The following is a 26746-nucleotide window of genomic DNA, read 5'->3' as shown; positions in this document are numbered from 1 at the left end:
CTACCATACCGTTATGAATAAATCATCTCATGTAAAACAATTTCTTCTGCCCGGTTGTGAATGTTATTGCAACGCTGCACCCATTCCATTTGACGGGTACGCTTCAATTCCTCGGTCACGCCCTCGGCAGCTTTCATCTGCTCCATGATGGTGTCTAACCGTTTCTGTGCCTGTTCGTTCAGGTCTGCAAGATATGTCCACAATTCCCCGGTCAGGGTCAATGTGTGTAATCTGGCTGGGCAGACTTCTCTTAAATATTCCCGGTGCATCCGTCCGTACTTTCCGATGGGGCGGTGTTCCTCCGGCAACTTCAAGTCCGGGATGTAGTAATCTCCAACAAGGATATAATCAATTCCGTTTTCTTTTATTCTTGGTTTCAATTCGCTCATGTTCCTTACCTCCTGTGGAAGCAGGCTCGTCTGGTACTAACTCAATCACATCGGTAATCTCACAATTCAGCGTTTCGCAGATACGGGCTAATGTATCCATGCTGATGTGCTTTCCCTCTTTGCTCATGTTGGCAATCATATTTGTTGTCATACCAGCAGCAAGCCTTAAATCCTCTTTTCTCATATCACGCTCTAACAGTGTGTGCCAGAGTGGTTTATAGCTGATGTGCATATTGTTTTCCTGCCTTTCTATCCATACCACCGGAGCGGCTGCCCCGGCAGGCACTTTTCTCTTATTATAGCACCAATCTTGTGAAATCACAATTTATTCTTGTAGCCTGCCGCTGATACCGTCTGGATTGGCTTTTCCTTTCTTTTTGTTCCCTTTAATTAGCCATGAACTGCTTCATGCCCTGGCTCTTTATTGATGTATGATAAAGAAGCAATAGAAGTGTAAAAAATTTTGCCGTTCCTATCCGGCACTTGGCCATTGTGTCGGATAGGTCGGGCGTTAGGCTTCGGGCAAGTCAATCTTGCCGACAAAGCTGTAATAAATCTCAATGTCCTGCCTGCGGGTGCCGTTCTCGTCATAACTGCACTCATGCACGACGATTTTCTCAATCATCTCCCGCAAGAGGGTGGGGGTAAGTTCCTCAAAGGCAAGGTGCTTTCGGACGATACCCATAAACTTTTCCGCGTTGACGGTGGCGGCCTGCGACTTGTCCAGTTCGGCCTGCAAAGCGGCGGCGCGGTCTTTCAGTTCCCGCTGTTCCTGCTCATAGTCTGCCGACAGTTCCATGAAACGCTCGTCGCTGATTTTGCCGTTCACATTGTCCTCATACAGCCGCTTGATAATGCGGCTCACTTCGGCAATGCGCTCCTGTGCCTGTTCAAGCTGCTTGGTGGCTGCGGCGGTCTTTCTCTTGCCGCCGATCTCGTTCTGCTGGATAAGCAGCTTCACAAAGCGGCTCTCATGCTTGGCGGCATACTCGGTCACTTGCCGGAGATTGGAGAGGACACCGGCGGTCAACAGGTCGGTGCGGATAAAGTGCGCCGTACAGTCGCGGGTGCGCTTCTTGTAGCTGCCGCAAATGTAACAGTCCTGCTTGCGGTTTTTGTTCTGATACCGCTGCTGGTACATCACATGGCCGCAGTCGGCGCAGAACAGCATACCGGAGAACAGTCCCACTTCATCATAGCGGTTCGGGCGTTTGCGCTGCTTGCGTAACTCCTGCACGCGCTCCCATGTTTCCCGGTCTATGATAGGCTCATGGTGGTTCTCAAAAACAGCCTGCTTCTCCACGGGGTTCTCTACACTGTGCTTGACCTTGTAAGAGGGCTTCTCCGTCTTGAAGTTTACCAGACAGCCGGTGTACTCCCGGTTTTCGAGGATATGAACGACGGTGTTCGTCGCCCATTTGCACTCATAGCCGGGGTGGTAGCGTCGTGTGCTGCCCGTCCTGCGGTATTCCAGCGTCCCCGGCGTGGGGATTTGCTGCTCCGTAAGCATACGGGCAATCTTGGTCGGGCCATTCCCGGCAAGGCAAAGCTGGTATATCTGCTGGACAACCGGCGCGGTTTCTTCGTCAACGAGATAGTTCTCGTCCTCGTCCATGAGATAGCCATATACCGGCTTGCTGGTAACGGGCTTGCCGCTCATGCCTTTTGCTCTTTTAACTGCCTTGATTTTCTTGCTCGTATCTCTCACCAGCCATTCGTTGAACAGATTTCGCAGAGGGGTAAAATCGTTGTCCATGCCGCCGTTTGCGCTGTCCACATTGTCGTTGACAGCGATAAAACGCACTCCCTTTTGAGGGAACAGCATTTCCGTGTAAAATCCCACCTGCAAGTAGTTTCGCCCTAACCGGCTCATGTCCTTGACGATGACCGTACCCACTTTCCCGGCTTCAATGTCTGCAAGCATGGCTTGAAAACCGGGGCGCTGGAAGTTTGCGCCGGAGAAGCCGTCGTCGGTGTACCAGCGCAGATTGGTAAAGCCGTTCTGCTTGGCGTAGGTTTCCAAAATCCGCTTTTGGTTGGAAATGGAATTGCTCTCGCCTTGCAACTCGTCCTCATGGGACAATCTCGGATAAAGGGCGGTAATGAGGTTTTGGGTGGCTTGTCTTAACATAAAATCCTCCGTTTCCGACAGCCAGCCCCACTATTCCGTAGCTTTATTGTACCACGGAATAGCGGGGGCTGTATAGCGGCAAAAGTGTAAAATCTGCTTCTTTATGATTTGTCAAATTTCCGGTTTTTGTGTAGCAGCGGCTTCCGCTTCCAGTACCCGCGCCATTTTGTCGGCGGCGGTGGTCGTGGTATCTTTCTTGAAATAGCCGAACACGACAAGGACGGAATTGCCCATGCGGATTTCCGTCACGCAGTCGGGGCGGCGGGTGGTGCGGGTGTCGTGCTGCTTGTTATCTGTCATAGGCAATACTCCTTTCAGTCGGTAATCAGTTTCTTCATGCTCTCCATTTTCCGCTGCGCGGCTTCCTGCCGGAAGTTGTCGCCGGTAAAGCGTACCGGGACGCACATGGAAAGCAGCCGGTCATAAATCCGGGAATGGGCGGTGTCCTCCGGGTTCCGCAGGTCGTCCAGCGTGAGGTTGGTCGTGACGATCAGCGGCTTGCCGCTGCGGTAACGGCTGTCAATCACATTGAAAACCTGTTCCAATCCGTACTCGGTGCCGCGCTCCATGCCGAAGTCGTCAATGATAAGCAGCGGATAGCGGCAAAGGCGGGAAATGTACTCGTTGCGGTTCTCAAAGCTGGCGGCAAGGTCGTTGAGGATAAGGGCAAAGTTCGTCATCTGGACGGGGATTTCTTTCTCCATGAGGGCGTTTGCGATACAGCCCGCAAGGTAGCTTTTCCCGGTTCCCACGCCGCCCCAGAACAGGCAGCCGATATTGTCGGCTCGCATATCCTCCCAATGCTCCACATACCGGCGGGCAATCCCGGCCTGCGGGTTCCTGCCGTTGTCGTTCTCAAAAGTCCAGTCCCGCATGGTGGGGTCGGTAAAGCCCCGGCGTTTCAGTTCCTCCACGGTGTCAAGGTGCCTGCGCCGCTTCTCGGCGGCCTCCCGTTCCTCGCGGGCGGCTCTCTGGCAGTCGCACTCTGCCGGGTGGCGGTCACGGCCAAAGATAGCGGCCTTATCCGGCGCAAAATAGGCTTCTTTCGGTTTGCGGCACTTGCCGCAGTACAGTAAACCGTCCTCGCCGGTGTAGTCCTCCGGCTCCGGGGTGGCAGTCGTCATATTCTCCAAAACAGCGTTGATTTCGTTCTTCATAAACTTTCGCCCTCCTTGCATGAGTAGTCTGGTATGCCCTTTTTCGGGGCTTTCTTGGCTGCGTCCTCCTGCGCCCATTTGTAGATTGTGGCGGCATGGCTGCGGTATCGCTTGCCGCTGGACGCGATATGGCAGGATAGCCGGTCAATGTAGTAGTTCCATTTGTCGGGCAGGTCTGCTTTCAGCCCGTCCAGTTCCGATTGCGAAAGAAAGACATTTTCATACCGGCCATAGGCGGCGCGGGCGGGCTGTCCCTTATCTAACTCTCGCTCTCTCTCTTTTTCTATCTCTATCTCTTTCTCTATCTCTATCTCTGGTGGACAAATGTCCGCTTGATATGGTGGACATTTGTCCGCCCCGGCCTTTGGCAAGGCTTTTTGCTCCTGCAAAGCCAGCCTTGCCCGCCGTTTCCGCTCCCCCTCGGTAGAGGATTGACCGATCAGCAGTTCGATGTTGCTCATATACAGCGCGCCGCTTGGCAGCGGCTCCACAAGCCCCAGCTTCATAAAAATCTGCAAGGCTCGTTCTACGGTGCCGACTTGCTGGCGGGTAATGGTGGCAATCATCTGCGCGGTGTAGGGGATATTTTCATCAAGCTGCAACTTCCCGCCGTTTTTCAGCGATTTCAGGTACAGTTTCAAGAGAATGTTGGAATAGAGGATACCGTCCTGCATACTTTCCAGCAGTACGATAGCGTCCTCGTCAAAGTAATTCTCTTTCAGCTTGAGGTAGTAGTATTTTCGGTTGTCTGACATGGTTCCTCCTTTGGGTGGATTTGGGGCGTTTGTACGCATTTAGAACGCCGTTTCCGGGGGAAAAGGATAAATGTATCAAGCCCCCGTTGAGGGCGGGCAAAAAAGCCTTGATTTACAAGGGTTTGACAGCCCCTAAATGCGTAGAAAGGTGGTAGCGTTTGCGCTGTCGCTCGGCTTCTTTGCGTCGGCGTACTCTGGCGGCGCAGTCGGGGCAGTATTTCCCCCGGTTGGATTTGGGGACAAATGCCGCGCCGCAGACCGCACACCGTTTCCGGCTCCCCCGGTACAAAAGGGCTGCGGCCAGCTCCCCGTCAAGGGGCAGGACAGCCACACGGAACCAGCGGCACATGAGAGAAAGGGAAATGCTCTGGACGCACACGCAAGGCTCCCCGTCGTCCAGCAGCAGGCAGTTTCCCCCGTCGTAGTTACAGCACTCATGCACCAGCCGCCGCGCCCGCCGGTGCTGGCGGTAGTCCATGCGGGGCAGGTTATCGCTCATGGCTCTGCTCCTTTCTGCGGTGGGGTTCCTCCCGGCGCAAAATCTGGTCGATGTTCCGCTTGACGGTCTGCAACTCCTTGAACCGCTGTTTCTGTTCGTGATAGGTGTTATACAGGCCATCTTTCTCGGAGATAAGCTGCTCGATCTCGGCCTGCAACGCTTTCCGGGCGGGCAGCTTGGTAATGCCATGCGCCTTGAAATACCGGGCGGCGGCTTCGGCTATGATAAAATCGCTCTCGTTTGCCTGCCGGTAGGCGGCGCGGGCTTTCTCGGATTTCTGCGCTTTCAGCCCGTCGCGGGCGGGCCTGGTCTTGGCATAGGCAAGTACCTGTTGCTGCAACTCCTTTTTCCCTTGTAGCTTTGTTTCCAGCGTTTTCAGCTTGCCGCTGGTCTGGTGCATTTCCTGATAGGCGGTATCAACGGCGGCTTCTAACTGCTCCGGGGAAGTAAAGCCGTGTTCCTGATACACATTCAGCGTCGCGGCCATTTGTTTGAGGTTGTGCATGGTCGCCCAGCGTTCATAGCCCCGGCCTTTGCCCTCGGCCAGCTTCTTTTCAATGTCCACAAGCCGCTGTACACTTGGGGCCCCCGCAAAGCCGTCTGGCTTTGTGGGGAGAGGAGAAGCAGCGGAATGAGTGAGCTTTCCCGCTTGCGGGGAAGCGAAGGATATGGAGCTTGCGCCGACGAGTTTCGGGGCGGTTTGTGGGGCTTTTGCGGGCTGTATGCCGGTTTTCTCCTGCCGGGGGTATTCGGGTATGGCTGCGGCCTTTTCTGCGGCTCTGGCGGCGTTCTGCTCCAAAACGGCAAGGACGGCGGCGCGGTCAAAGTCGTCGCCCAGCTTCCGGGCAGTAATGGGCTTCGTCCTGTCCGGCGTAAGGTAAGACAGCCGCCCCCGGCTCTCCTTGACGGTCACGCCCTCCCGCAGCAGCAGAGAAGAAAACTCGTCAAAGCTGGCGGCGGTGGCAAGGGCTTTCCGTATGGTCTGCCGCAGCTTCTCCTTGTTCGTTTCAAACTTGGTCTGCCGGGGCGTGATACCGCCTGCAATCATGGGGGCGTTCTGCTTGTCCAGCGCGGCCTGTCCCTTTTTCTGCGCCCAATACTCCCGGTCTGTGACGCGGTTCTTGCTGCCGTTCAAGAGGTCGATTTGATAAAGCCCCTCCCGGTGGCACATTTCCATGACTTCGGACTTGAAGCAGCGCAAGGCCGCGTCGGTACAGCGGTGCTTGCAACCGGCTTTCGTGTCGGCTGGCCTGTCCATGTAGGGCAGGAACGGCACTTCCTCAATCCGCAGGCTGTTAATGACGATATGCACATGAATGTTGCCGCTGTGGTTATGCCCGTCCGGGTGGGTGCATACAAGGGCTTGGTGGCCGGGGAAATGCTGGGCGCAAAACTTCTCGCCCAATTCCTGTGCCCGGTCTACGGTCAAGCCGTTGTCCGGCCCGTCCCGTGGGTCAAAGCTGATGATATAGTGATGGCTTTTCACATCTTCCCGCCGCTGGTTCTTCCCATAGCGGAGATTTGCCCGCATACAGGCAACGGCAAAATCCTCGCCGCCGCAGTTCAGCGTGGACAGCCGGTAGTTCTCGCGGGGGATAAGCCTGCCGGTTTCATCAAGGACGGGCTTCATGGTAAACTCGTCATGCTCAAAAAGCAGGTATTGTTCGGCGGCTCCGTAGTCGGCATTTTTAGAGTTGATATGCTTGAGTGTTGCCAACCGCGTCACCTACTTTCTGTAAGACTTCATACTTGAGGGCGGCAAGGTCGGCTATGGCGGCGCGTACCTCGCCGGAGAGGGCGTTGTAGGGTGCGCCGTACTCGTTCAGATACCGGGCTATCTGGTTGAGGTTGCCGCCGATCCTGCCGTACTCGGCGGCCAGCTTCCCGACAGCGGAGAGCAGTTCATCATTGACCGCCGACACATGGATAACGGGGCGTATGGTGGTGCGCCGTATCGCCTGCCGGAGAAATTCGGACTGGCTGATACCATAGGGCGCAAGCCGCGCTGTGAAGTCGGCGTATTCATCTTCGGACAGCCGGGTTTTCACAACGCGGCTGCGGTGGGGTGTGTTGTATTTCTTTCGCATGGTCGTGACCTCCTTTCTTGCCGCATGAGCGCGGCGGGGATAAACGGCGCAAGCCGCAAAGCAGGGTTTGGGGAAGGCACTCCCCAACAAGTTTCCCGCGAGGGGCAAAACCGCAGAATTGCGGATTTTGGCACCGTGGTAGAAACTTGCTCTTAGTAAGCCGCAGACTGCCTCTGTCCGGGCTTTTCCGTACATAGAGCGAACGGGGCGGGGCTTTCAGCCCGCTGTGCGCGGTCTTTTTCCCTTTCGCCAAAGATACATTTGAAAGGCCGTCAGCTACCCGCTGAACGGGGATTTTTCAAATTTTCTTTTGCCTTAGTAATCCGGGAAACAGGATTTTGGCAACCGGCGGGGCAGAGAAATTTTCCTTTCACTCCCTACAACACCGCGTTTTGAAATTTGCCAAACGGGGCAGGCAGCTTTTTCTGGCTTCACCTACCTACTACGGGTGGCTTTGCGATTTTGCCAAACGGACAACAAAAAAAGCAGCAAATCTTTTTCAGACTTACTGCTTTCGCTGGCCGCCGGTGACGGCTGGTATTCAGTTTAGTAAAAGGCTATCAGGCAAATGATGTTGAAAGTGATTTTGCGGTGTCTTAAAGCAGTTCCAACGCTCTTTTATACAGTGGGTCTAATTCACACCCGCAACTTCCACATTCCTCATCAGCCTGCTTAATTGCTGATATTAAAGATTCTTTATCAGATTTTCCGTCTAACCATTGTTGCGCGGGAATAGCTATTAAATCCCAACCGGATGCAACAAATTTTTGCATAATAGTTTTTAATTCTTCCATAGTGCGGCTCCTTTCAAGATAGCAACTGACAAATTTGCGGTTACTCTGATTTTACCATATCTACAGTGCAATGTCTATGCTTATCGGTCAAATCTGAACTTGAATAGCGCGGCAATTAGCTGTTGTTTCACATATTCCTCAACCTCGGCGTTGACCTGCCCGCGTACTTTGGAAAAGTAGCGGATATATCCGGCGTAGTGGGAAAGAACGGCGTTTACCGCGTCCGGGTCGCCCTCATGCGCTTTGACGATTGTTTCATAGGGGAGAAGTTTACTCATAGTCTTTCCCCTCCATGAGCCGCCGCAACCGTTTCAAAGCAAGCTGGATATGCCGCCCCGCTGTGCTGCGTGTCCGTCCGATATGTACGCCGATCACTCGCTGCGGCTGGCGCAGGAAGTAATAGCGGAAAATTTCTTCCTGTGTCTGCTCCGGCAAACGGGCAAGGGCGGCGGCATGTTCCGCATGATACAAAACGGCGGTTTGGTCGCAGGCGGTAAAAAGATATTCTTCAAGCTGCTCCGGCTCGGCAAGCTGGACAAACTTCTCATTCATCAGATAGTCAAGGGAAACTTCCCGTTCCCACCTCCGGCGCAGATTCAAAATTTTATCTATGGCTGCGTGACGAATGACAATCTTGCAAAAGGCATTAAAGGTGTACTGGATATGGACTTTATAGGCTTCATCTTCGGTCATGGAAATTCCCCCTCTCTGATAATAGTGCGGGGCGGCAGCACTCCTTGCTGTCGCCCCTTGATTGCCTGCCAGCAAAGGCGGGCGGGGCTGTCAACGGCGGCGCGTATGCGCCGTTCATCTTGACCGTTGACTGGCTCGGCTGGCTTTGCTATTCCGTTATCTCTTTCAGTTATTGTCAAAGGAAATGTAGATAGTTAGACTATCGGGTATGTAGCTGATACTTAACCACTTTTTGTCGTTTGATAAAAGTGTCCCGATAGAAACATAGTTTTCTCCCTCGATTTCCTCTGACACATTTTCAATTACGGAAAAGCCTTCTTGGTTCAAAAGCTCCATATACTCGTTATAGTCGTTTTCGCTAATGCCGGTAAGGTTGATATTGCAATTCTCATGTTCTGTATCAAGTGTAGCCCATGCAACCGTACCAGGCGCAACAGGAAGCCCCTCTGTGTACTCATTCGCAGGCCAAACACCCTCGTCCAATTTTGTAACACTATTAGATTGCGTATTGTTCTCATTGCTTGTCGGTGTAGATGATGTATTTTGATTAGAACACGCAGCCAAAAAAATCATAACCATGATTGTGAATACAGAAATATACTTTTTCATTAGTTACCTCCTGTTTTTGTGTATGGTTCGGATAATTAACAAAACAGCAATAGCTGTTGCTGCAAACCCAATAGCCAAAAGGATTTGCGAAATATCAAAGGCAAACGCGCCCTCAATCTGTATATTTGTTGTCGCGTCTGCTTGTCCGATTGCTCCTTCTGGTACTTTTCCTGATTGCGTAACAGCATATACCGAAAAGGCGGCAACCGCGATAACAAGCGCAGCAAGAGTAGAAATGATACCGTTCCTTTTTTTCGATTTGGTGTTATCAATGCCAAACTGTTCTGCGGTGCTGTCTGCAAATTCTTTTGGCGTCCCCAAACGCTGGATAATCTGCTGCTCTGTTTCTCCATGCTCCATAGCAGACGCAAAAACTTCATTCAAGTCACGCACAACCTCTTTTTTCATTTTGCGTGGTAAAGATAGTTCCTTTTCAACCTGTTTGATATATTGTTCTTTCATTTGGACACCCTCGCTTGTTGATAACTTTCTATAAAGCCGTTTACGCAGTTTTCATAGCTTGACCAAAATAAGATTAGTTCATCAAGTACATTCCTGCCTTTATCCGTTAAAGAATAATACTTTTTTGAGCCGCCATTTGCCGCAGCCGGAGCCAATCGGCATTTGATTAGTTCTGCTTCCTGTAAACGATACAGAATGGGGTAAATGGTTCCCTCTTTCGCATATCCCAAAACAGACGCACTATTGTTCAATTCGGTTATAATTTCATATCCATAAGTTTCCTTGCGTCCGATTAGGCATAAGAGTATCATTTCCAGAGAGCCTTTTTTGAATTGCTGGACATATTTGCTATTCATATCGTCGCCTCTCTTTAGTTTCGCTATTTAGGTTCGCTAAGTAGCAACTATATTATATCTCTTCCGAGGTATCAGAGTCAATAGGCTTAACGAAAAAGTTACAAGGTGTGTGCGTAAGGTAATAACGGAATAGTGGGCTGCTGTCTATCAAATTCTTGTGTGTTACTTTATGGCACATGAGCATTGGCGCCGGGGTTGTCGTTGCCGTAACCTTCCAGCAGGTTGATAACGCCCCAGATACCGAGACCGGCACCGAGCGCGATAACGAGGGTCTGAAGAACGGTGATTGCCTGTTCAAAAAATGCCATATAGTTTGTTAGCCGGAATCTGATTAAAAAATAGGTTTGTCATGTTTCATAGGCATACAAAAGCCGGAACAATCTGCCGCCCGGTTTCCGGGGGCATGATTCCGGCTGTCCTCCTTTTTCATTATTTTTTCTCGCGATTGTCCGCTTTGTACGCCAATGGCCCATAGAGGGCAGATGCGGCGAATAGATAAGATCACTCCCTTCTAAAGCGGAACGAAATTAAGCGCCCTTTGTGTCTACTTCATATACATCGCAGACCTCATTGGGCTTGAGTTTCAGCCTTGCGGACAAGAATGCTTCAATATCAAAAGCGTTCTTGTCATCCGCGTCGGCAGTGTACTTGAAATTGGGGTGCTTGGTGATGTCGTACTTATCCGAAAGGAAAGGACGCACACCGCGCAGCTGGAGGATACACTTGCCGCCATCCATAACAGCAAGCTCATCCTGGCTCATCAGCTCTTTCCCCAATTTTTGATAGTTGAGTGAATGGGATGTTTCCCTCCCACGGCTCTCTCCGGTGTTGTAGGTGTCGATGGTTTCCTTACCCAGCACGGCGGCCAGCTCCTTGAGAGTGGTCGGCTCCTTACCGCCCAGAAAGATGGAAGTATCCATGTTTCCGATAATGGTATCTGCGTTATCCTTATAAATCGCCTTGAGCTGACTCTGCGCCTGCAACACCAGACAGGCGGAGATCTCACGGCTTCGGATGGTGGCCACCAGCTTTTCCAACTTGGGTATCTGGCCAATGTTGGCGCACTCGTCGATCAGACAGCGCACATGAACCGGCAGTCTGCCGTCGTACACATCGTCGGCCTTTTCGCAGAGCAGGTTAAACAGCTGGGTATAACACATGGATATAAGGAAATTAAAGCTGTCATCAGTGTCACTCATGATGAGGAACAGGGCAGTTTTCCTGTCTCCCAGAGTATCCAGCTCCAGCTCATCATAAGCCGTGACCTCACGCAACTCTGCAATGTCGAACACGGCAAGGCGAGCGCCGCAGGAAATCAAAATCGACTTGGCTGTTTTTCCAGAGACGAAAAGTCAAGGACTTTTTCATCAAATTCACAAAGAAGTCACATTTTGAGGACTTCCTCACGGAGCAGACGCTTGATTTTGTCCTCCATCGTCTCTTTTGCGGTCTGGCTGAAATGGACACGGACGATATAGGTGGTCTTGCCGATCTGCTTTCTGACAGTCGGGCAAGGGGTGTTGGTGGTGGTGCTGTGGGTTGCGGTATTGTTCATTCAAAATCCTCCTGTAAATGAAAAATGCCCGGTGACTGTTCATCATCGGGCGGTGTCGGTATGAGGGAACAAGGCAAGGCGGCAACATTAAGGTATCTATAAAACCTTTGCCGTCTTTGCCACGCTTGCCGTGTTCCCGTTGTCAGTCTCGGAGATAGCAGACCCATGCTGTGCCGTCTTTCTCGGTCACAAGTCTGTCCCCGATACGGCTCTTTGCCGTTCTCATGGTGCGTGAGGAAATCCCACGCTCATTGACCGCTTTTTCCAGCTCTGCGCTCGGCATACGCTTTCCGTCCGCAAGCAGTTCCAGAATGAGCATTTGCGCCTGTGCGGTCTTACTCTCGGTCTTGCCGGAGTCCGTCCCAGCAAGAAGCTCGTCAGCGGTAATGTCATAAGCTCCTATCCACTCAAAACCTTTCTCGTCTCCCAGAGAAAAGGCAAGGGACTGTCCGGGCGGCGCAAGGGAGCTTTTCTCATGGATAAGCACCCTCATTGTGGGGCTGTCCTTCAGCTTGCCGATAAAGAGCAGACTGCGGACTGCCGCCGTAATGTCGATAGACCCTAATCCCCGGTAGGTGCTTTGCGTTCCTGCGGCTTTGTTGAGGTGTCCGATCAGCACGATAGCGCACCCGGTAGCCTGTGCAATGTCTCCCAGACTGCGGAATATCGGGCGCACCTCGTTTGCTCTGTTCATGTCCACATCTGCACCCAGAAAAGCCTGTACCGGATCGATGATAACCAGCCTTGCGCTGTTTTCCCGGATTGCCCTTGCTATGCGTTCATCGGCAAGGGTCAGCGGCGTGTCTCTATCGTCAATGACAAGCACTCGTTCAAGGTCTGCGTCTGCTTCTATCAGTCGGGGCTTGACGGTATCACCCAGACCGTCCTCGGCGGTCTGATAGATGATATTGAAAGGTTCAAGTGTCTCCATACCGGGCAAAGGCTTTCGATTGGTGCAAGCCGCCGCAAGGCGCATGGCAAAGTAGGTCTTGCCCTCGCCGGGATTGCCCTGGATAATTGTCAGCTTTCCAAATGGGATATAGGGAAACCATAGCCATTCCACGCTCGTCAGCTCCACATCAGCCATACGGAGCATTGGGACAGGCTGGGCGGTTGGCAGCTCTCGCAGCGTGATTGTCTCGGCTATGAATTTGCGGCTCGGAATATTCCCTTGCTGGCGGAGAACATCGTTCCAGTCTTTCCTTGCCGGGACAAGGCGAATGACGGCGATCTCGCAGGGAATGGACTGTGCCAGTCGGGTACAAGCTTCATTTCCTGCGGTGTCGCTGTCAAGGCAGAGGAACACTTTTTGGGTGTCCTTGCGCTCAGAAAGAAAACGGTCAAGGGCTTTGCCAGAAACGCCGCCCAGGGCAAGATAGCTCCTTGTCTGCCAGTCCTGCGGATAAAGGCAGATAAAGGACAAAAGGTCTATCGGCGCTTCAAAGACAAAGAGCTGGTTGCCGTTTCCCTCATAGCGGAACGGATAGGACTTGTCAGACCCGGTAATATCCTGTCTGAATGTGTCTGCCGTTCCTCGCACATGGGCGTATCTCGGTGTGCCGTTTCGGTCTCTGCCGACAAAGACAACATTGTGCCGCTTTGCGTCCTCATAAATATCCCCGGAAAGAAGAAAAGTCTCAACCAGTTTCGGGTCGAGACCTCGGCTTTCGCAAAGATATTGAATTGCTCTGTCGGCTGTTCGGTTGTGCAAGGGCAAGTGGAACGCTGTGGGCGGTGCTGTGGTGGCTTCAGTCTGTCCCTCACCGTTTTCTCCGGTCAACATCTGGATAGCTTCGGGAAAGGACTTGCCGTAAAACTCTATGACAAAATCAATGGGATAGCCGCCCCTGCTCTGGCTGTGGCGAAACCACTTGTTTCCCCGGACGGTCAGACTGTCATGTTCTTTCCAGCGGTATTCTCGTCCGCTTTTTATCAGTGTCTCTCCCTGTGTGCGGAGAAAATCTTCCAGACTGACGGCATTTGCCCGGTCAATCTGTGCTTGGGTGTAATTCATCGGGATAGTTCCTCCTTTTTCTGTCGTGTTTGGGGTCGATTTTGGAGCTTTTGTTCCTCTGTACGCTCGTTAAATCGGGCGGCAGTATCTACACATGACTTGACCTTCCAAAGGCGGTGCAAATCGTCTCTGACAGCCTTAAACTCGCCATAGGTGGTTTCGTGCGCCTGTTCCAGCTCGTCATACTTGTCGGACAGCTTTTTCATATCCACCTTGCCGTCCGGGAACTCCTCGGTCAGCTTTCGTCTGGCGGCGTAGAACTGTATCAGTTCCGCTTCATGCTCTGCCTTGTACTTGGCTCTGGGCTTCTCAAACTTGATTTTCTGCAAGCCGTCATAGACAGGCTTCAAGTTCTGGAAAGCAGCGGAGCTGTCATAGAGCTGCTTAATTGCTTTCATTCGGGCGGTCTGTTCGTCCAGCGTTTTCTTCAAGCTCTCTGTGGCAGCACTGTGTTCGCTGACACGGCTTTCCAAATCTTCAAGGGAGTAAATGCCGTTTGCCCGGAGATAATTGAAAGTCTCGTTCATCTCCTTTAGATTGCTGACCTTGCCTTTCTGCGAATACGCCCCGGCTCTGCGCTGGGTGTAATAGGCGTTCAGCAGAGAAACAAGGTCGGGGGCCTGCGGCTTGGCAAGCTCTGCTTTTGCTTCGGCAATCCAATCGAACAGGAGAGCGATTTTCTTCTTGATGTCCCGGATAACGGCATTGGTTGCCTTGATCCAGCGGTTGAACTCGCCCTTTTCGGTGCGTATGCCTTTCTTCTCCATCGCCCGGACGGTTGCGCCCTCATGGACGGTGGGAAGAAGCTCCACGCCCTGACGCTCATAGCTTCGGTGGTCGATGCGAACATCAAGCCCTTTCTCTGCAAACTTGGCGTTGCATAGTTCCGCCCATGCTTCACGCCAATGTTCCAGCGTTTCGGGACTGCCCCAGTCGGTAGTGGGAACGGCATTGAAAACAAACTCGCCGTTCTGGTCTCGGATACGGTTGCCGTCCTCGTCCAGCTCATACACCCGGCGTTGCTTTAGCCCCCATTTGCCGTCCTGCTCGATGGGGCGGATAGGGCAAAGCACATGAAAATGCGGGTTTGGTATGCCGCCGTCCTCCCGGTCTGGCTGGTGTACGGCGAAGTCAACCACCATGCCCCGGCTCACAAAGTTCTCCAATAAAAATTGCCTTGCAAGAGCGATGTTTTCCTCAAGGGAAAATTCATTCTGCAAGGCAATGTCAAAGCTGTATGCAAGCTGGGCGTTCTTTCCACGCTCGGCTTTTTCCACGGCGTTCCATAGGGTCTGGCGGTCTGCGTATTCGGGCGGTGCATGGGACGGCAGGAGAATGTCAGAGCAGATCACGCCGCCCTTTCTGGTGTAGTCGCTGTATTCGCCGTAATACTCGCTATACAATCGCTCCCCGGCACGGTAGGCGGCAGAAGCAATAGCGGACTGTCCTGCGCTTCGCTTAGTCTGCGTGACGCTCAGATGAAATAGTGCCATCGGCTTTCAACTCCTTTTCTCTGTTTGCTTGGCTGATGTGGGTAATCGCCATGTGACGGACGGCTCGCTGGACTTCGGACAAAGAAAAGATTTGTTCCATCAGCTCTGTCATTTCGGTGCGTGTGAGATCTTTGACCTCCGGGGCAAGGCTCTCAATCGTGCCGCCCAGATTGCAAAGACGATGGGTGCGTTTCTGCCTTTCGCCTTTCTCCAGATATTTCTTTCTGTTCTCAAGACGGTTGAGCTTGTGCTGTTCCTGTGCAAGCTGCGTCTCGGCCCGTTCCTTTTCGGCTCGGAGCTGGTCAAGGGTTTTCGGTTTTGTCATTGTGATTGACCTCCTATTTTTGATTTTGGGGATAAAAAAAGACCGTCAACTTTTCGCAGATTGCGACCAGTCAACGGTCAGTTTTTCGGTATTCAGTTGTTGTGTTCAGTTCGGTAAATTGAAGTTGGTCAAAGTTGTTGGCGAAGATATTCCACAACATTTCCATTCGTATCATAGAAACAGATGTTTCCTACATTGAGGGGCAGGACAATGGCGAAAGGCTTGCCACTATCAATATCAATCACCTGAATGCCGTTGCCATCATCTACTTCAAGTCGAACAATATTTTGGGTATTCATTGAGATAAATGCCCTTTCGTTATTTCCCTCAACAACAAACTCTGCAATGTAATCATCAACCTCAACTATATCTCCACCACTACGGAAGAAATATCCAAAAGACAAGCCAGGGCGATTTACATAGACAGAAAAAGTGTGGTCTGTCTTGTCCTGTGGGTAAGAAATAAATGCAGCCATTGTGTCGGAAATGCTTCCATCAACAATCCAATCATCCAAAATTTTTTGAGATTGGCGAATGTCTGCTTCTAAACTGTTTGCGGTTTTACCAATGTCATTGTTTGCATAAAGGAAACCGAAAACCAACACACAAGCCAAAATAACACCCAAGAGGATTATGGGTAATTTCTTTTTCATAGAATCACACTCCTTTATCAAATTAAGATTCTTGATTTTCAAACTTGCTGGCGGCGAACGGTTTGTCAAAACCGTTTGCGGACGGCAAGTCCACAGGGGATAGCCGCTTTAGCGGCGCAAGGGGGTGTAGCCACCTTGACGGAACGAAGTGACGCAACATTCTCGGTCATGCAGTTTTCTTCTGCTGACGGAGAATGAAGCTCCGCAGGACGCACGATACTCCCGATAGGAGAGTATAGAAGTGCGCCCTTAGAGTTCTAAGGGTATTTTTAGATAATTGGGAATGTTTCTTTGTCAAACTGCGTAACATTGAACACGATACGCCACTCGACATCATCACCAACCGGTTCAAAGTGCAGAGCAGAACAAGCAGCATGAAGTTTTTCTTGTGAATTTGTTCCATATATAACTGCTGTCGGACCATCTGCACCACCAATAACACCAACAACAAAACAGGAACTACTGCCAACTGGACGGAACGAATGATCGTCTGGTGTAACTTCTATCGGTCTATCGCCTTCATCACAATCAAAAACCGAAATGTTCTCCATCGGTTCAGGGGTAAGTGTATAACTCATGGCAATATAATGTGTCGGATAAATCCAGCGATCAGAACCAAAACTATTTTGAGGAACTGTCTGCTGTTCTATTTCCTGCACGGTCAGTGTATGGGTTATTCCGCTAACAGGATGGGAAAACATAAATGAATCTCCGGGTGCGTGAACTTTGAAATGTGAGCCTGGAACTTGTCCTGGTTGCTGCTCCATTGTAAGAAAAAGTTTATTGATTTCAGGGTGATGCTTGGTTCCCCAAGGAAATACGTCTCTGCATATGACCCAGCCATAAGTACTATCCAGCCCATAATGGTCGATTGCCCATTTTGCTTCCAACTCATTGATAACGCCATCTGGCAGACAAGGATTAAAGCTCACAGCGCAGCCATGGGTTGTCTGTAATATTTTCTCGTTTAACTTCAAGCAAGGTTTGAAGTTAAAACAAAGTGGGTTTTCCCATTCCATCTGCATCTGTTGCTCACGGGTAAAATTTTCACATGAGTCATTTTCCCAGTCCAGATTCCATTTTTTCATGAAGTCACGGATGCTTTCTGAATCAACTCGCATACAAAAATCAACGACAAGTCCTTTGCTACATGAATAAGCTGCCGGAATTACCCAATGATATCCAGCCCAATCGAATTGTTTATCCAGCTTGATCTCTTTTCCGGCACGGTCTTTACCTCGATGTCCCCAGAAATCTCCATCAAAGTAGACCTTCCATTCAGGGGCAACCAATTCTGCTTCTGAAGTCATATCATTATCGTAATAATCTTCTGTGTATTTAATCTGACTGTAATCAAAGGAAGATTGCAGGTTTTTGATATATGTCCACGGTTGTTCCATAGGCAACAAATTCATCTTCTCTGAAATTTCCGATAAAGTTTGCTGTTGTTCCTGGGTTGTAGGGTTTTCATTGAGAAAGGCTTCAAACTGTGCTTCGTTCCACATCCACGCTTGTTCCACTGCCGCCACATCACCACAAGCCAGTATAAGCCGCAGAAAGTCGGTAAAATTTTCAGCTACTGGATGAACATAATCAGGAGAAGTATTCATGGGGCTGACAGAGAAAACCATCTCTCCAAATCCACGAATGAAACAGAAGTGGATACCATCTATCCCTGCCCATCCAAAAACCGATGCCCCTTTTGGGGTACAAAAATAATTTGTATTATCCTCACGGAGTTCAACTCCCACAGGACTTAAATCGACACCCCGCTGTAAAAATTTTTTCAAAATTCTATTCATTAAGCATCCCCCCATAAAATTAGTGCTATCACGCTCTTGATTGTAGTAAATTTTATCACAAGAGTGTGAATAAATCTACTGGCGAATGCTGAAACCGCCCGAACAGTTTCTTTCTGCTCAGGCGGCTTTCTTCATCCATTTTTCTTTCTTCTGCTGCACTTGTTCATGGGCTTCCTGCTGAACATCAGCCCAGCGGAAAAGCCATACTTGAAGTGACTTTCACTTTCTTCACATTGGGCGATTGCTGTCTGCGCCCGGAGTTCCTGCACCAGCTCATAGTCCTCTTTGCTGAGCCGCTGGGACAACTGCTCCATGAGCTTTTCACAAGCTATGACTGCCTTTCGGTATTCCGGTGATGTAGGTACAACTGTCTCGCAGGGATAAAACTCCCCATTATACATGGCTTCCAAAATCATAGCTTTACCTCTCTCAACAGTAGATTAGTTCCGTCTTGATGATTTCCTCTGCCCGGCAGCGGATGGAGTTCATTGACTGCACCCATAACATCTGATTTTCCGCTTTCATGGCTTCGGTCACGCCCTCGGCTTTCATCATCTGCCGGATAATCAAGTCCAGCCTGTCTGCCGCCTGCTCGTTCAGATCGGCAACGACGGTGTGGAGGCTGCCGGACAAAATTAGCTCGTTGTAAAGCATGGGACGGTGCAATTTCAGATAGGACTGGTGCAAGCGTCCCCAATGCCCAATAGGTCGGCGTTCCTCCGGCAGCTTCAAGTCCGGCACATAGTAGTCGCCCACCAACACATAGTCCATACCGTTCTCATGGATTCTCGGTTTCAACTCTTTCATAAAATCACGCTCCCTTTCTCGGTCCCAGCTGCGGCAAACTGCTCACCGGGATAAATACCCCTCTGGCAATATCCTCGGTGCGGATTGCCTGTTTTCTGGCTTCAATCTCCGCTTTTTTCTTGGCTTTCGTGCGCTCCTCATACTCTTTCTGTTTACCATTGGCTTTCCGCTTCAAGTAGTTCTGGTGGAGCCTGTCCTTGCGTTCCTCACGCTTGCGGATTTCCTCTAATTCCTCCGGGGTAAGCTCCACTTCGCCAAACGCAGGGGGAACGAAACGACCCACGAAATTGAAGTAAATCTCGACCTCCTGTGTGGTCTGAATACTGCCCTTGCGGTCACGCTCATGCACAAGGATTTTCTCAATAAACTCATTGAGCATGGCAATGGTCAGCTTGTCGAAGTTCTCATACTTGTCAATCAGAGCGATAAAACGGTCAGCGTCCTTTTCGTGCTTCTCGTAGCTCTTGATAGCCTTTTCCAGATCGGAGATTTCAACGGTAAGCTCGGACTGTTCCTTTTCGTATTGAGCGTCCAGAGTGGCGTATCTGCTGTCGGACAGCTTTCCTAAAATGTTGTCCTCATAGATTTTGCAGAGCAGGACTTCCAGCTCGGAAACTCTCTGCTTTGCGGTGGCAAGGCGTGTCCGCTGTTTCTTGACCTCTGCCGTCTGCTGGCTGGACTGCGCTTCCTGCACCACACGGACAAACTCGGCTCGGTCATGCTTCGCATACTCGGCAATGGCTTTCAGCATTTCAGAGACAAGGGACAGTACCACATCTTCATTGATACGGTGCTGTGTCGTGCAGAGCTTTCCAACTGGGACTTTGCTGTATTGGGAACAGGTATATTGAGAAATACGCTTGCCGTTGTTGGTGCGGTGGACATACATCTTGCCACCGCAATCGGCGCAATAGAGCAAGCCCGTGAGGGGAGCCGCTTCGCCCCAGCCGTCTGGGTAGCGTCTGACATTCCCACGGATTTTCTGCACAAGGTCAAAGGTCTGCTGGTCAATGATAGCTTCATGGGTATTCTCGAAAATCGTCCATTCGTCCTCCGGGACATAATGGCTTTTCTTGTCCTTGAAGTGCTTTCGGGTCTTGAAGTTGATGGTGTGTCCCAGATATTCACGCTTTTCAAGAATGTTGCAGATGGTGGAAGAACCCCAGCCGTACACATCTTTGAAGGTCTTATTTTTGTTCACGCCCTCGCCGTGCCGGGCAAGGTAAGCGGACGGAATGAGGACTTTTTCTTCTTTCAGCTTGCTGGCGATCTGATACGGACCGTAGCCGTCAATCGTCATGGCAAAGATGCGCTTGACCATCTCGGCGGCTTCGGGGTCAACCAACCATTGGTCTCTGGCTTCGTTCCAGAGATAGCCGTAAATGACCGTGCCTGTAAGGTGCTTGCCGGACTTGCCTTTGGACTGGAAAGTGGAACGGATTTTACGGCTGGTATCTCTGGCGTAATACTCGTTCATAATGTTGCGGAAAGGGGTAAAATCATCATCACCTCTGGCACTGTCCACGCCGTCATTGATGGCGATAAGGCGAACGCCACGCTGACGCAGGATTTCCATAATCTGACCGACTTTCAGATAGTCACGACCCATGCGGCTCATGTCCTTGATACACAGATACTCCACATTCCCGGCTTCAACCTCTCTCATCATTGCCAAAAATCCGGGACGGTCAAAGCAGGTGCCGCTAATGCCATCGTCCGTGAAATGGACAATGTTTGTAAAGCCCTGCCGTGCGGCGAACTCCTCCAACATAGCTTTTTGATTGGAAATGGAATTGCTCTCACGCTGTTGGTCATCATCTTTGCCCAAGTCATCACGGCTCAATCGTTCGTACAGAGCTGTGATTTTCTCGTTTTTTCTCATAACTTGCGCTCCTTTCTTCGGTTTTAGGTTGTGTGTTCTAAGAGACTTCCCAACCGCTTGATTAAGAAGTCTTTTAGAGCATACAACACCGGCGGCCAGCTTATATTTCTTATACTGGCGCACCGCAAAGTGGTTTGGCTTCTCGGCTTCCAGTGCATCAAACATCAGGTCTACGGGGTTTTTGAACTCCTCGTCATCCTCACGGACTTCCATGGCGTTGATGAACTCAATGAGGGTGGAGAAGTTTTGTTCCTCCACCGGAGCCTCATAATGGATATAGCCAATAAGCGCGCAGTACAACAAGGTTTCTGCTTTTACCCAGAAATCGTCTCCGGCCTTGCCTTCGCCTTTGGTATTGGCGATCAGCGTTGTTACCAGCTTCAAGATGTCCTTTTCGCTATGGATATAGGCGAAAGGGTTATAGTGCATGGACTTCTTGAAGTTAATGGTATTTAGGACCTTGATTCGGTACGGCTCATAAATGACCTTGCCGTGCTTATCCTTCATAGGCTTTCCGTCTTTCCCCAGCTTGGGTGCGCCCCTTTGGAGCATTTTTCCGCACTCCACCAAAATGGTTCCCTTCGGGTCTGTGACCACATAGGAACTGTGCATCTGCATCAGATTCGGTTTGAGCCAGAAGCGGGTCTTACCGGAACCGGAGCCGCCAATCACCAGCACATTTTTGTTTCTGGCGGTCTTTGGGTCCTTGGGGCGGCTGTTCATTGTCAGGCTCTCCGTTTTCGTCAGAATCACATTGTTCTGGAATACCGGGTCGATGTAGGGTGTAATGTCCTCATGGGTTCCCCACCGGGCGGAACCGTATTCCATGCCGTGCCTGTACTTCTTGGCGTTCTTGCTTTTCAGGTACACAGCCAGCCGCAGGCCGCCGCAGCAGCACAGGCCCACCAGCAGGTCCAGCGGGTGCAGGCTGGGCCACCAGCTGGCCAGCGCCACCGGCAGCGTGGAGAAGAACGAGAGCATTTTTGCCGAAGCGTCCGCACCCACGGCCATCCGCCACGCTTCACCGAAGTTGGTGGAGAAAAGCCCCATCAGGATATACGGCAGATTCAGCAAAATGAGCTTTTTGATGTTCAGCTGCTTTTTCATCGTTCCAGCTCCTTCCGCTTGTTCCGGTCCACGACGGCGTGTTTTACCAGTTCTTTGAACTGGCTCAGCTTTGCCAGCACGGACGGGCGCTCGGATTTCTCCGCCTTTCTGACCTTTTTCCCGGTGTACTCGGTAAAAGCAGCGGTCAGGGCATCCGCGTCCCGACCCTTGAAAAAGATCAGGTACTTGGGTGGGGAGCTGCTGCGGTCCTTCTTCACCGCATAGTCCACGCCGTATTTCCGGGCGATCTTCTCAAACTCCTTGATGGAGGGGTCGGTGATCTCGATGTTGGAAACCCCTTGGTTTTGACCAATCAGCTGTTTCACCGTCTGCTTGCCCTGGGGCTTCACAGGCGCGTCACGGCTTCTCTGCTTTTGCAGCTTCTTTTCCTTGCGGTGGGCAAGGTACTTGCTGATGGCGGCTTTGAGCAGCCTGCCGGTGAACTTTGTTCCGCTGACAACCAGCGTTAAAGTCCTGTTTTCCACTTCTTCCTGCATTTTCATCGCCTCCTTTCCACAAAATGTGCAGGGGTGGTGCATTTATTTCTAAGGCGGGACCACCAGCCGCCGGAGAAGGTATTTCTTCATCGAACCGCCCTCAACGAATTTGCTCAGAACGGTCATAGAGCAAATCTCCATTTCTGACCTTTGCATGACTGAGAATCTTGATCTGTCCCTTTGCCTGACTGTCCAGAGCTTTTTCATAGCCCTTATCTGACAAAAACAGGCGGGTTCGTTCACCTTTCCAGCCCACCGGGGAGTCATGCGTCAGCACATCAAAAATAATCATGTGCCGGGTGTTCTCAGCAAATCGCTGGAGATCCATGTAGTCATGGCCGTGATAGTTCTGCGCTCCAGCTTTCTGGCGCATTTCTTCCATCAGCTGACCGATTGTTTTGCCTTCTGGCATAAAACTCACTTCCTTTCCCACTCTCATACAACCATCAAAATCATGTCTCTCAGCTGAGCAAAGTAGAGTTTGCCTTGCGGGGTTATCAGCGTATAGGAGCCGATATGCCCGTGATTGCAGTAGTCTTTGACACAAAACAGTCCTTCATTGGCTGGCTTTGCATAGGGCAGTACATTACCGGATGCGGTGCGGTACACAAAACGCTTTTCCAGAAGGAAACGGACAAACCGACGCTCCGGGACAAGCAACTCTTTGGCGGTGGTGCGGAGGTTGGTACTGTGATTGAGGTCGATGAACAAATCATAAAAGGCTGCCTTACTCTCCAGCAGGGCATTTTCCTCTCGTAGCGACGCATTTTCTTCCCGCTCAGCAAGCAGCTCGGAGCAGAGCTTTATCAGAGCTTCCGGAGAAGTGGCTATCTCCCACAACTTCTCTTTTGTGAGATAGGCTCCGTGCTTGCGAATGGCAGGTAGAACTTCATCAAACACCCATTGTTCAAACCGTTCCGCTGACGGCAGTTTACTATGGGCGATCAGACGATATAGATCACCTTCGGGGATAAAGAGCATTTCGACCATTTGTACCGCGGGGCTTCCATCTGCCTTTTTCCCAGTCTGGACCCCTATGGAACATTTCGTTCCACCCCTGGTATGGTCGCGGACGGCTTTGCGTGGATTGGTATATCCCAGCGCTGTTGCCACATCTGTACCGCAAAATAATACTTTGCCATTCTGTTCCAAAGTGCGAATGCTTCCGAACTCTGGACTATTGAAAATTTCAATCTGATTCATGCTGTGCCTCCTTTGGTGTAATACAAAAGCGGCTGATTACCAGCCGCCTGCGTGCATATCGTGATTTACCAGTGAAGTGTAGTGGTTATTCATGGTGGTAGGAGCGTTGAACAGCACTGCAAGCAGGTACTGCTTGATGTTGTGTACCTGGGTGGTGTTCTTTTGCAGACAGTCCATGACAAACTCGATGTGAGAGCTGTCCAGCTTCAAAAAGCGGGAGCGTACAATTTCATGAGGAAAGTCCGCACCAGAGATCCGGGTGGTCTTTCGTTTGGCACAGACCGTTTCTACCAACAGCTCTACGATCTCATTCAGGTCATCCAGGTAGAGAGGATAACGCTGCTTCAGACAATCATACTCGATATTCTCCAAAATCAATTCCCGATAATTTTCTATCTCTGTGACAGACATCGCATCCCTTCCTTTCCGTTCCGGCGGTATTACCGCCGCTGTTTCCCGGAAGGGAATGGAATCGGTATTTGATCCATGAGTATTTTGTTTTTGGGTATTTGATTTCTTAGTATTTAATTGTGTTGGATTTTCCGGTAACGGATTTACCGCTGACGGGTTTACCGTTATCGGGTTTTCCGACAACGGCTTATCCAACATCGGTTCTCCCTCGATGGGACGCTCAAAAATGGTATACTCATTGGCTGCGAATTTACCAGAAGCATCAGTTGTCTGTCTGCGCCGAATGTATCCGGCTGTTTCAAGCTCATTGACAGCAGAGCGGATTGCATCTTTGCTTTCTCGATTGATATAGCTGAGTCCTGACAGCGTATAATCCCAGTCATCAGGCAGAGATAACATTTGCGACAAGAGACCCTTTGCCTTCAAAGAAAGTCGTTTGTCTTTTAGATGAAAATTGCTCATAACCGTGTAATCGCCAGTGCGTTCTACACGAAAAACAGCCATTTACTTCACTCCTTTCATTTCTCAGGTATGAAAAAAGCCGCAATTCATAAAAGAATTGTGGCAGCGGTTAGGGTCTGTCTGTATCTTTTTTCTTGCGTCGGTAGGGGCGTTTTGGCATTGGTGGTTTATCAAACAGATCCCTTTCCTGAGAAAATGGTAAGGTTTGAAAAACACGGTCAATCTCGGTGGATTCCATATCACGCTGTGAGCGGCAATCTTCTTGAATAGCTTCTCGGATTTCTCTTACAGTACACATATTCATTCCTTTCCTTTCGTTGTATCGGTTATGAACGACGGTGTTTTTTAGGCTTGAAGTCGAGGATATGCCCCTCAATAACATGGGCATATCTCTTAATTTTGATTTCTCGACGCTGCTGGCTTTGCAGAGCTGACTGATACCCGTCCTCTGTGAGAAAAAGCCTCATTTCGTCACCAGGTTCTCCATAAGCAGTAGGGCGCAAGACAGTAAACTCAATCATCCAGAAAGTGCTGTCCCAAAATCGCTCCACTGCAAGAATGTTGTGGCCTTTCAGTTCCCTTGCTGCAATATCTTTCATAGGCTCTCCCTTCATCGTTCCTGATCTCGTTGGCGTTTTTTCTGCCATTGTTCCAGCAGTTTAATAATGGTTTCCTGCATTTTGGCCGGTGTATAGCTTTTGGGGAAATACTTTCGCAAGGTATCGCTGCTCAAGGTCACTTTATCCAGATCACCCTTTTTTTCCTCTGACATGATGGCAAGCATCACATCTTCTGACAATTTCCCTTCCTGGCTGAACTTTTTCATTCGCTGAGCCTGAGAGAGAGAAGGGGTAGCCTGCTCATAGTCCATTGTTTCCACCAGCATTTGCTGTTCGTCCGGTTTCAAAAAAGAGAGTTCATAGGCTGGGTTAAATGCGATTTTCTTTTCATCCACCATATCCAAAAGCTCTGGAATCAGTTCAGTCAAACGAACATATCGCATTACCTGGATACCGCTTCGTTCACCGGCTTCTTTTGCCACCTGGTCTCTGGCGCTCAACTTCTGTTCAACTTGAACAGAAGTCAGGTCTGTTCTTGCTCCTTGATGTTTAATGGCTTCCAGCTTCATTTTGTAGGCAAAAGCCCTTTCACTGGGGAGCAGATTTTCTCGCTGCAAATTGCTGTCAACCATAATAATTGTGGCAGCATCGTCATCCAAGTCGCGCACAATGACAGGCATGGTTTCTTTTCCGGCCAATTCGCTGGCTCTGCGGCGTCTGTGACCGGCTACCAGCTCATAACCGCCATCAGGCAGTGGTCTGGCAATCGCAGGAACCAACACACCATACTTTTTGATGCTGTCTGCGGTTTCTATCATTGCATCATCATCCTTGACCTTGAAGGGGTGATCCTTGAACGGATGCAGTTCAGATAGGGGAATTTCCTGAATTTTTTCCAGTTGCTCGTCTTGCCGACTTTCTTCTGTAGAAAACAGGTCATCTACTGAGGCCAGCTCTATTTTTTTCGCGCTGCTTTTCAAGTTTCAATACCTCCTTCGTCAGATTTTTGTAGCCCTCAGCCACTTTGCCATTAGGATCATGGGCATAAATGCTTTTTCCTTCAGCACTGATTTCTTTAGCCCTGACAGAATGAGGAATTTCTGATGTAAACACCTTGATCTTACTGCCATAGGTTTCGCGCAGAAGAGCGGAGATTTCTTTGGCAAAATTGGTTCGGCTGTCTACCATCGTCAGCAGAATCCCATCAATTTGCAGCTTGGGATTGATTTGTCTGCGAACCTTATTGATAGTTTGCAAAAGCTGCTCCAAACCTTTAGCTGGAAGATACTCTGCCTGGACGGGGATTATAACCCTATTAGCGGCAGCCAGTGCATTGACCGTAAGCATACCCAGGGAGGGCTGGCAATCAATAAGGATATGGGAGTATTGCCCCTTCAGCGTGTCCAGATATTGTCGCAGAATGGTTTCTCGGCTCATAGCGTTTACCAGAGATACCTCCATACCAGATAGCTGGATGTCCGCAGGCATCAGGTCTACGCCCTCAGGGTGGTGCAGGATACCCTCGCCGGGACGAATTGGTTCATCCATCAAAATACGGCCCATAGCGTCTGACAGTGTAAAGGGCAGCTTATCAGGCTGAGGATTGCCCAAGCTGATGGTCAGGCTTCCCTGTGGGTCTCCGTCAATCAGAAGGACTTTCTTCCCGGACTGCGCCAGACCAATTCCAAGATTGGCACAAGTGGTTGTTTTGCCGACACCACCTTTTTGGTTGGCTATGGCAATAATCTGTGTATTCATGATTTCACCTCATTTCTTTCTAAGTTTAGATATGAAAAAAAGTGCCTGCTTTACCTTTCCTGAGAAAGATAAAACAGGCACTTTCACTGGCTCAATACCTCTTGTAATGAACCTCTATGTATGGTAAACTATGTCCACGATACCATGAATATAATTAAGTCTCGACGGGAATTGAACTTTTGGCTAACGCCAAATTTCGCGCCTTTGCAAACAGAGTGCAAACAATAGGGGGCTAAAATCCTTTGTTTTTGTGTTGTGGTCAAGCTTTTTTGTAACACTTGTGGC

General features: G+C 50.3%; 32 protein-coding genes and 3 pseudogenes. All 35 read right to left on the bottom strand.

The window, feature by feature from the left end; all coding sequences use genetic code 11:
• Positions 1–11 precede the first annotated feature (11 nt).
• The 35 genes and pseudogenes from DXA87_RS11915 to DXA87_RS11750 all read right to left on the bottom strand — a co-directional run bounded on the left by DXA87_RS11915 (position 12) and on the right by DXA87_RS11750 (position 26461).
• A complete protein-coding gene (locus DXA87_RS11915) occupies positions 12–389 on the bottom strand; it encodes a TnpV protein (protein WP_002584333.1) in 378 nt (125 codons plus the stop codon).
• Entirely contained in the window at positions 349–621 is a 273-nt protein-coding gene (locus DXA87_RS11910) for a helix-turn-helix domain-containing protein (RefSeq protein ID WP_002584334.1), read from the bottom strand. The genes DXA87_RS11915 and DXA87_RS11910 overlap by 41 nt, the downstream gene beginning before the upstream one ends.
• Before the next feature lie 279 nt (positions 622–900).
• Positions 901–2520: a recombinase family protein gene (locus tag DXA87_RS11905; RefSeq protein ID WP_117504545.1), complete on the bottom strand. Its 1620-nt coding sequence runs from the start codon at positions 2518–2520 to the stop codon at positions 901–903.
• A 111-nt stretch (positions 2521–2631) separates the two neighbouring features.
• A complete protein-coding gene (locus tag DXA87_RS11900; RefSeq protein ID WP_117504543.1) occupies positions 2632–2820 on the bottom strand; it encodes a transposon-encoded TnpW family protein in 189 nt (62 codons plus the stop codon).
• 14 nt (positions 2821–2834) lie between these two features.
• The gene (locus tag DXA87_RS11895; protein WP_117504541.1) at positions 2835–3677 is read right to left on the bottom strand and encodes an ATP-binding protein; all 843 of its coding nucleotides are present in this window, start codon (positions 3675–3677) and stop codon (positions 2835–2837) included.
• The gene (locus tag DXA87_RS11890; RefSeq protein ID WP_021659606.1) at positions 3674–4432 is read right to left on the bottom strand and encodes a phage replisome organizer N-terminal domain-containing protein; all 759 of its coding nucleotides are present in this window, start codon (positions 4430–4432) and stop codon (positions 3674–3676) included. The genes DXA87_RS11895 and DXA87_RS11890 overlap by 4 nt, the downstream gene beginning before the upstream one ends.
• Positions 4433–4544: 112 nt before the next feature.
• On the bottom strand, positions 4545–4931 hold the full coding sequence (locus DXA87_RS11885) for a cysteine-rich VLP domain-containing protein (protein ID WP_117504539.1): 387 nt from the start codon (positions 4929–4931) through the stop codon (positions 4545–4547).
• Positions 4921–6648: a relaxase/mobilization nuclease domain-containing protein gene (locus tag DXA87_RS11880; RefSeq protein WP_117504537.1), complete on the bottom strand. Its 1728-nt coding sequence runs from the start codon at positions 6646–6648 to the stop codon at positions 4921–4923. Before DXA87_RS11880 ends, DXA87_RS11885 begins: the two co-directional genes overlap by 11 nt.
• Positions 6620–7018: a plasmid mobilization relaxosome protein MobC gene (gene mobC, locus DXA87_RS11875; protein ID WP_117504535.1), complete on the bottom strand. Its 399-nt coding sequence runs from the start codon at positions 7016–7018 to the stop codon at positions 6620–6622. Before mobC ends, DXA87_RS11880 begins: the two co-directional genes overlap by 29 nt.
• Positions 7019–7614: 596 nt before the next feature.
• Positions 7615–7812, bottom strand: a complete 198-nt coding sequence (locus DXA87_RS11870) for a hypothetical protein (RefSeq protein ID WP_024738890.1) — start codon at positions 7810–7812, stop codon at positions 7615–7617.
• Positions 7813–7892: 80 nt separating this feature from the next.
• Positions 7893–8090, bottom strand: coding sequence for a helix-turn-helix domain-containing protein (locus tag DXA87_RS11865; RefSeq protein ID WP_024738889.1), 198 nt, complete (start codon positions 8088–8090; stop codon positions 7893–7895).
• Positions 8083–8505, bottom strand: coding sequence for a sigma-70 family RNA polymerase sigma factor (locus DXA87_RS11860; protein WP_117504533.1), 423 nt, complete (start codon positions 8503–8505; stop codon positions 8083–8085). Before DXA87_RS11860 ends, DXA87_RS11865 begins: the two co-directional genes overlap by 8 nt.
• Before the next feature lie 165 nt (positions 8506–8670).
• Positions 8671–9114 (bottom strand): hypothetical protein, encoded by a 444-nt coding sequence (locus DXA87_RS11855; protein ID WP_024738887.1) that lies wholly within the window; start codon positions 9112–9114, stop codon positions 8671–8673.
• A 3-nt stretch (positions 9115–9117) separates the two neighbouring features.
• The gene (locus DXA87_RS11850) at positions 9118–9576 is read right to left on the bottom strand and encodes a DUF1700 domain-containing protein (RefSeq protein WP_024738886.1); all 459 of its coding nucleotides are present in this window, start codon (positions 9574–9576) and stop codon (positions 9118–9120) included.
• Positions 9573–9932, bottom strand: a complete 360-nt coding sequence (locus tag DXA87_RS11845) for a PadR family transcriptional regulator (RefSeq protein ID WP_024738885.1) — start codon at positions 9930–9932, stop codon at positions 9573–9575. The genes DXA87_RS11850 and DXA87_RS11845 overlap by 4 nt, the downstream gene beginning before the upstream one ends.
• A gap of 179 nt (positions 9933–10111) precedes the next feature.
• Positions 10112–10240 (bottom strand): annotated as a pseudogene (locus DXA87_RS11840) (Maff2 family protein); the annotation flags it as partial.
• Between the two features lie 219 nt (positions 10241–10459).
• A pseudogene (locus tag DXA87_RS11835) lies at positions 10460–11275 on the bottom strand (VirD4-like conjugal transfer protein, CD1115 family); the annotation flags it as partial.
• Between the two features lie 41 nt (positions 11276–11316).
• Positions 11317–11487 (bottom strand): transposon-encoded TnpW family protein, encoded by a 171-nt coding sequence (locus DXA87_RS11830; protein ID WP_117504531.1) that lies wholly within the window; start codon positions 11485–11487, stop codon positions 11317–11319.
• Between the two features lie 142 nt (positions 11488–11629).
• Entirely contained in the window at positions 11630–13501 is a 1872-nt protein-coding gene (locus tag DXA87_RS11825; protein ID WP_117504529.1) for an AAA family ATPase, read from the bottom strand.
• Complete coding sequence (mobQ, locus tag DXA87_RS11820; RefSeq protein ID WP_117504527.1) at positions 13498–14994, bottom strand: MobQ family relaxase; 1497 nt, start codon at positions 14992–14994, stop codon at positions 13498–13500. Before mobQ ends, DXA87_RS11825 begins: the two co-directional genes overlap by 4 nt.
• Positions 14960–15319, bottom strand: a complete 360-nt coding sequence (locus DXA87_RS11815) for a DUF3847 domain-containing protein (RefSeq protein WP_117504525.1) — start codon at positions 15317–15319, stop codon at positions 14960–14962. Before DXA87_RS11815 ends, mobQ begins: the two co-directional genes overlap by 35 nt.
• 128 nt (positions 15320–15447) lie before the next feature.
• Entirely contained in the window at positions 15448–15972 is a 525-nt protein-coding gene (locus tag DXA87_RS11810; RefSeq protein WP_117504523.1) for a hypothetical protein, read from the bottom strand.
• A 269-nt stretch (positions 15973–16241) separates the two neighbouring features.
• On the bottom strand, positions 16242–17774 hold the full coding sequence (locus tag DXA87_RS11805) for a hypothetical protein (protein WP_015573038.1): 1533 nt from the start codon (positions 17772–17774) through the stop codon (positions 16242–16244).
• A 131-nt stretch (positions 17775–17905) separates the two neighbouring features.
• Positions 17906–18190 (bottom strand): DUF6809 family protein, encoded by a 285-nt coding sequence (locus DXA87_RS11800; RefSeq protein ID WP_021630766.1) that lies wholly within the window; start codon positions 18188–18190, stop codon positions 17906–17908.
• 13 nt (positions 18191–18203) lie between these two features.
• Positions 18204–18581, bottom strand: coding sequence for a TnpV protein (locus DXA87_RS11795; RefSeq protein ID WP_021630767.1), 378 nt, complete (start codon positions 18579–18581; stop codon positions 18204–18206).
• 4 nt (positions 18582–18585) lie between these two features.
• Entirely contained in the window at positions 18586–20463 is a 1878-nt protein-coding gene (locus DXA87_RS18735; RefSeq protein ID WP_348982225.1) for a DUF4368 domain-containing protein, read from the bottom strand.
• Positions 20464–20550: 87 nt separating this feature from the next.
• Positions 20551–21570, bottom strand: a pseudogene (locus DXA87_RS18730) (type IV secretory system conjugative DNA transfer family protein); the annotation flags it as partial.
• The gene (locus tag DXA87_RS11785) at positions 21567–22067 is read right to left on the bottom strand and encodes a PcfB family protein (protein ID WP_008723309.1); all 501 of its coding nucleotides are present in this window, start codon (positions 22065–22067) and stop codon (positions 21567–21569) included. The pseudogene DXA87_RS18730 and the gene DXA87_RS11785, both read right to left, overlap by 4 nt.
• A 100-nt stretch (positions 22068–22167) precedes the next feature.
• Positions 22168–22479 carry a DUF5720 family protein gene (locus DXA87_RS11780; RefSeq protein WP_008723307.1) on the bottom strand — a complete coding sequence of 104 codons (312 nt, stop codon included), beginning with the start codon at positions 22477–22479 and terminating at the stop codon, positions 22168–22170.
• Between the two features lie 23 nt (positions 22480–22502).
• The gene (locus DXA87_RS11775) at positions 22503–23270 is read right to left on the bottom strand and encodes a phage antirepressor KilAC domain-containing protein (protein ID WP_002589066.1); all 768 of its coding nucleotides are present in this window, start codon (positions 23268–23270) and stop codon (positions 22503–22505) included.
• Positions 23271–23306: 36 nt separating this feature from the next.
• Entirely contained in the window at positions 23307–24185 is an 879-nt protein-coding gene (locus DXA87_RS11770; RefSeq protein ID WP_006059572.1) for a DUF6017 domain-containing protein, read from the bottom strand.
• A gap of 67 nt (positions 24186–24252) precedes the next feature.
• Positions 24253–24441, bottom strand: a complete 189-nt coding sequence (locus DXA87_RS11765; RefSeq protein ID WP_006059571.1) for a hypothetical protein — start codon at positions 24439–24441, stop codon at positions 24253–24255.
• Positions 24442–24469: 28 nt separating this feature from the next.
• The gene (locus DXA87_RS11760) at positions 24470–24742 is read right to left on the bottom strand and encodes a DUF5720 family protein (RefSeq protein ID WP_007862445.1); all 273 of its coding nucleotides are present in this window, start codon (positions 24740–24742) and stop codon (positions 24470–24472) included.
• Between the two features lie 11 nt (positions 24743–24753).
• Positions 24754–25683 (bottom strand): ParB/RepB/Spo0J family partition protein, encoded by a 930-nt coding sequence (locus tag DXA87_RS11755; RefSeq protein ID WP_006059569.1) that lies wholly within the window; start codon positions 25681–25683, stop codon positions 24754–24756.
• Positions 25640–26461 carry a ParA family protein gene (locus DXA87_RS11750; RefSeq protein ID WP_002569249.1) on the bottom strand — a complete coding sequence of 274 codons (822 nt, stop codon included), beginning with the start codon at positions 26459–26461 and terminating at the stop codon, positions 25640–25642. Before DXA87_RS11750 ends, DXA87_RS11755 begins: the two co-directional genes overlap by 44 nt.
• Positions 26462–26746 lie beyond the last annotated feature (285 nt).

The sequence above is a fragment of the Desulfotomaculum sp. OF05-3 genome, assembly GCF_003435535.1.
In the GTDB taxonomy this organism is placed as follows: Bacteria; Bacillota; Clostridia; order Lachnospirales; family Lachnospiraceae; genus Pilosibacter; species Pilosibacter fragilis.
The sequence above is the reverse complement of the archived record's forward strand: the minus strand, read 5'-3'. Positions and strand labels throughout refer to the sequence as shown.

Coding starts and splice junctions, on each gene's coding strand:
- DXA87_RS11750 (WP_002569249.1), bottom strand. CDS start 26,461: ATGAATACACAGATTATTGCCATAGCCAACCAAAAAGGTGGTGTCGGC.
- DXA87_RS11825 (WP_117504529.1), bottom strand. CDS start 13,501: ATGAATTACACCCAAGCACAGATTGACCGGGCAAATGCCGTCAGTCTG.
- DXA87_RS11770 (WP_006059572.1), bottom strand. CDS start 24,185: ATGGCTGTTTTTCGTGTAGAACGCACTGGCGATTACACGGTTATGAGC.
- DXA87_RS11900 (WP_117504543.1), bottom strand. CDS start 2,820: ATGACAGATAACAAGCAGCACGACACCCGCACCACCCGCCGCCCCGAC.
- DXA87_RS11865 (WP_024738889.1), bottom strand. CDS start 8,090: ATGAGTAAACTTCTCCCCTATGAAACAATCGTCAAAGCGCATGAGGGC.
- mobQ (WP_117504527.1), bottom strand. CDS start 14,994: ATGGCACTATTTCATCTGAGCGTCACGCAGACTAAGCGAAGCGCAGGA.
- DXA87_RS11845 (WP_024738885.1), bottom strand. CDS start 9,932: ATGAATAGCAAATATGTCCAGCAATTCAAAAAAGGCTCTCTGGAAATG.
- DXA87_RS11760 (WP_007862445.1), bottom strand. CDS start 24,742: ATGAAAGATATTGCAGCAAGGGAACTGAAAGGCCACAACATTCTTGCA.
- DXA87_RS11785 (WP_008723309.1), bottom strand. CDS start 22,067: ATGCAGGAAGAAGTGGAAAACAGGACTTTAACGCTGGTTGTCAGCGGA.
- DXA87_RS11850 (WP_024738886.1), bottom strand. CDS start 9,576: ATGAAAGAACAATATATCAAACAGGTTGAAAAGGAACTATCTTTACCA.
- DXA87_RS11910 (WP_002584334.1), bottom strand. CDS start 621: ATGCACATCAGCTATAAACCACTCTGGCACACACTGTTAGAGCGTGAT.
- DXA87_RS11895 (WP_117504541.1), bottom strand. CDS start 3,677: ATGAAGAACGAAATCAACGCTGTTTTGGAGAATATGACGACTGCCACC.
- DXA87_RS11870 (WP_024738890.1), bottom strand. CDS start 7,812: ATGGAAGAATTAAAAACTATTATGCAAAAATTTGTTGCATCCGGTTGG.
- DXA87_RS11885 (WP_117504539.1), bottom strand. CDS start 4,931: ATGAGCGATAACCTGCCCCGCATGGACTACCGCCAGCACCGGCGGGCG.
- DXA87_RS11815 (WP_117504525.1), bottom strand. CDS start 15,319: ATGACAAAACCGAAAACCCTTGACCAGCTCCGAGCCGAAAAGGAACGG.
- DXA87_RS11810 (WP_117504523.1), bottom strand. CDS start 15,972: ATGAAAAAGAAATTACCCATAATCCTCTTGGGTGTTATTTTGGCTTGT.
- DXA87_RS11800 (WP_021630766.1), bottom strand. CDS start 18,190: ATGATTTTGGAAGCCATGTATAATGGGGAGTTTTATCCCTGCGAGACA.
- DXA87_RS11860 (WP_117504533.1), bottom strand. CDS start 8,505: ATGACCGAAGATGAAGCCTATAAAGTCCATATCCAGTACACCTTTAAT.
- DXA87_RS11795 (WP_021630767.1), bottom strand. CDS start 18,581: ATGAAAGAGTTGAAACCGAGAATCCATGAGAACGGTATGGACTATGTG.
- DXA87_RS11905 (WP_117504545.1), bottom strand. CDS start 2,520: ATGTTAAGACAAGCCACCCAAAACCTCATTACCGCCCTTTATCCGAGA.
- DXA87_RS11765 (WP_006059571.1), bottom strand. CDS start 24,441: ATGTGTACTGTAAGAGAAATCCGAGAAGCTATTCAAGAAGATTGCCGC.
- DXA87_RS11855 (WP_024738887.1), bottom strand. CDS start 9,114: ATGAAAAAGTATATTTCTGTATTCACAATCATGGTTATGATTTTTTTG.
- DXA87_RS11890 (WP_021659606.1), bottom strand. CDS start 4,432: ATGTCAGACAACCGAAAATACTACTACCTCAAGCTGAAAGAGAATTAC.
- DXA87_RS11775 (WP_002589066.1), bottom strand. CDS start 23,270: ATGAATCAGATTGAAATTTTCAATAGTCCAGAGTTCGGAAGCATTCGC.
- DXA87_RS11915 (WP_002584333.1), bottom strand. CDS start 389: ATGAGCGAATTGAAACCAAGAATAAAAGAAAACGGAATTGATTATATC.
- DXA87_RS11805 (WP_015573038.1), bottom strand. CDS start 17,774: ATGAATAGAATTTTGAAAAAATTTTTACAGCGGGGTGTCGATTTAAGT.
- DXA87_RS11780 (WP_008723307.1), bottom strand. CDS start 22,479: ATGCCAGAAGGCAAAACAATCGGTCAGCTGATGGAAGAAATGCGCCAG.
- DXA87_RS11830 (WP_117504531.1), bottom strand. CDS start 11,487: ATGAACAATACCGCAACCCACAGCACCACCACCAACACCCCTTGCCCG.
- DXA87_RS18735 (WP_348982225.1), bottom strand. CDS start 20,463: ATGAGAAAAAACGAGAAAATCACAGCTCTGTACGAACGATTGAGCCGT.
- mobC (WP_117504535.1), bottom strand. CDS start 7,018: ATGCGAAAGAAATACAACACACCCCACCGCAGCCGCGTTGTGAAAACC.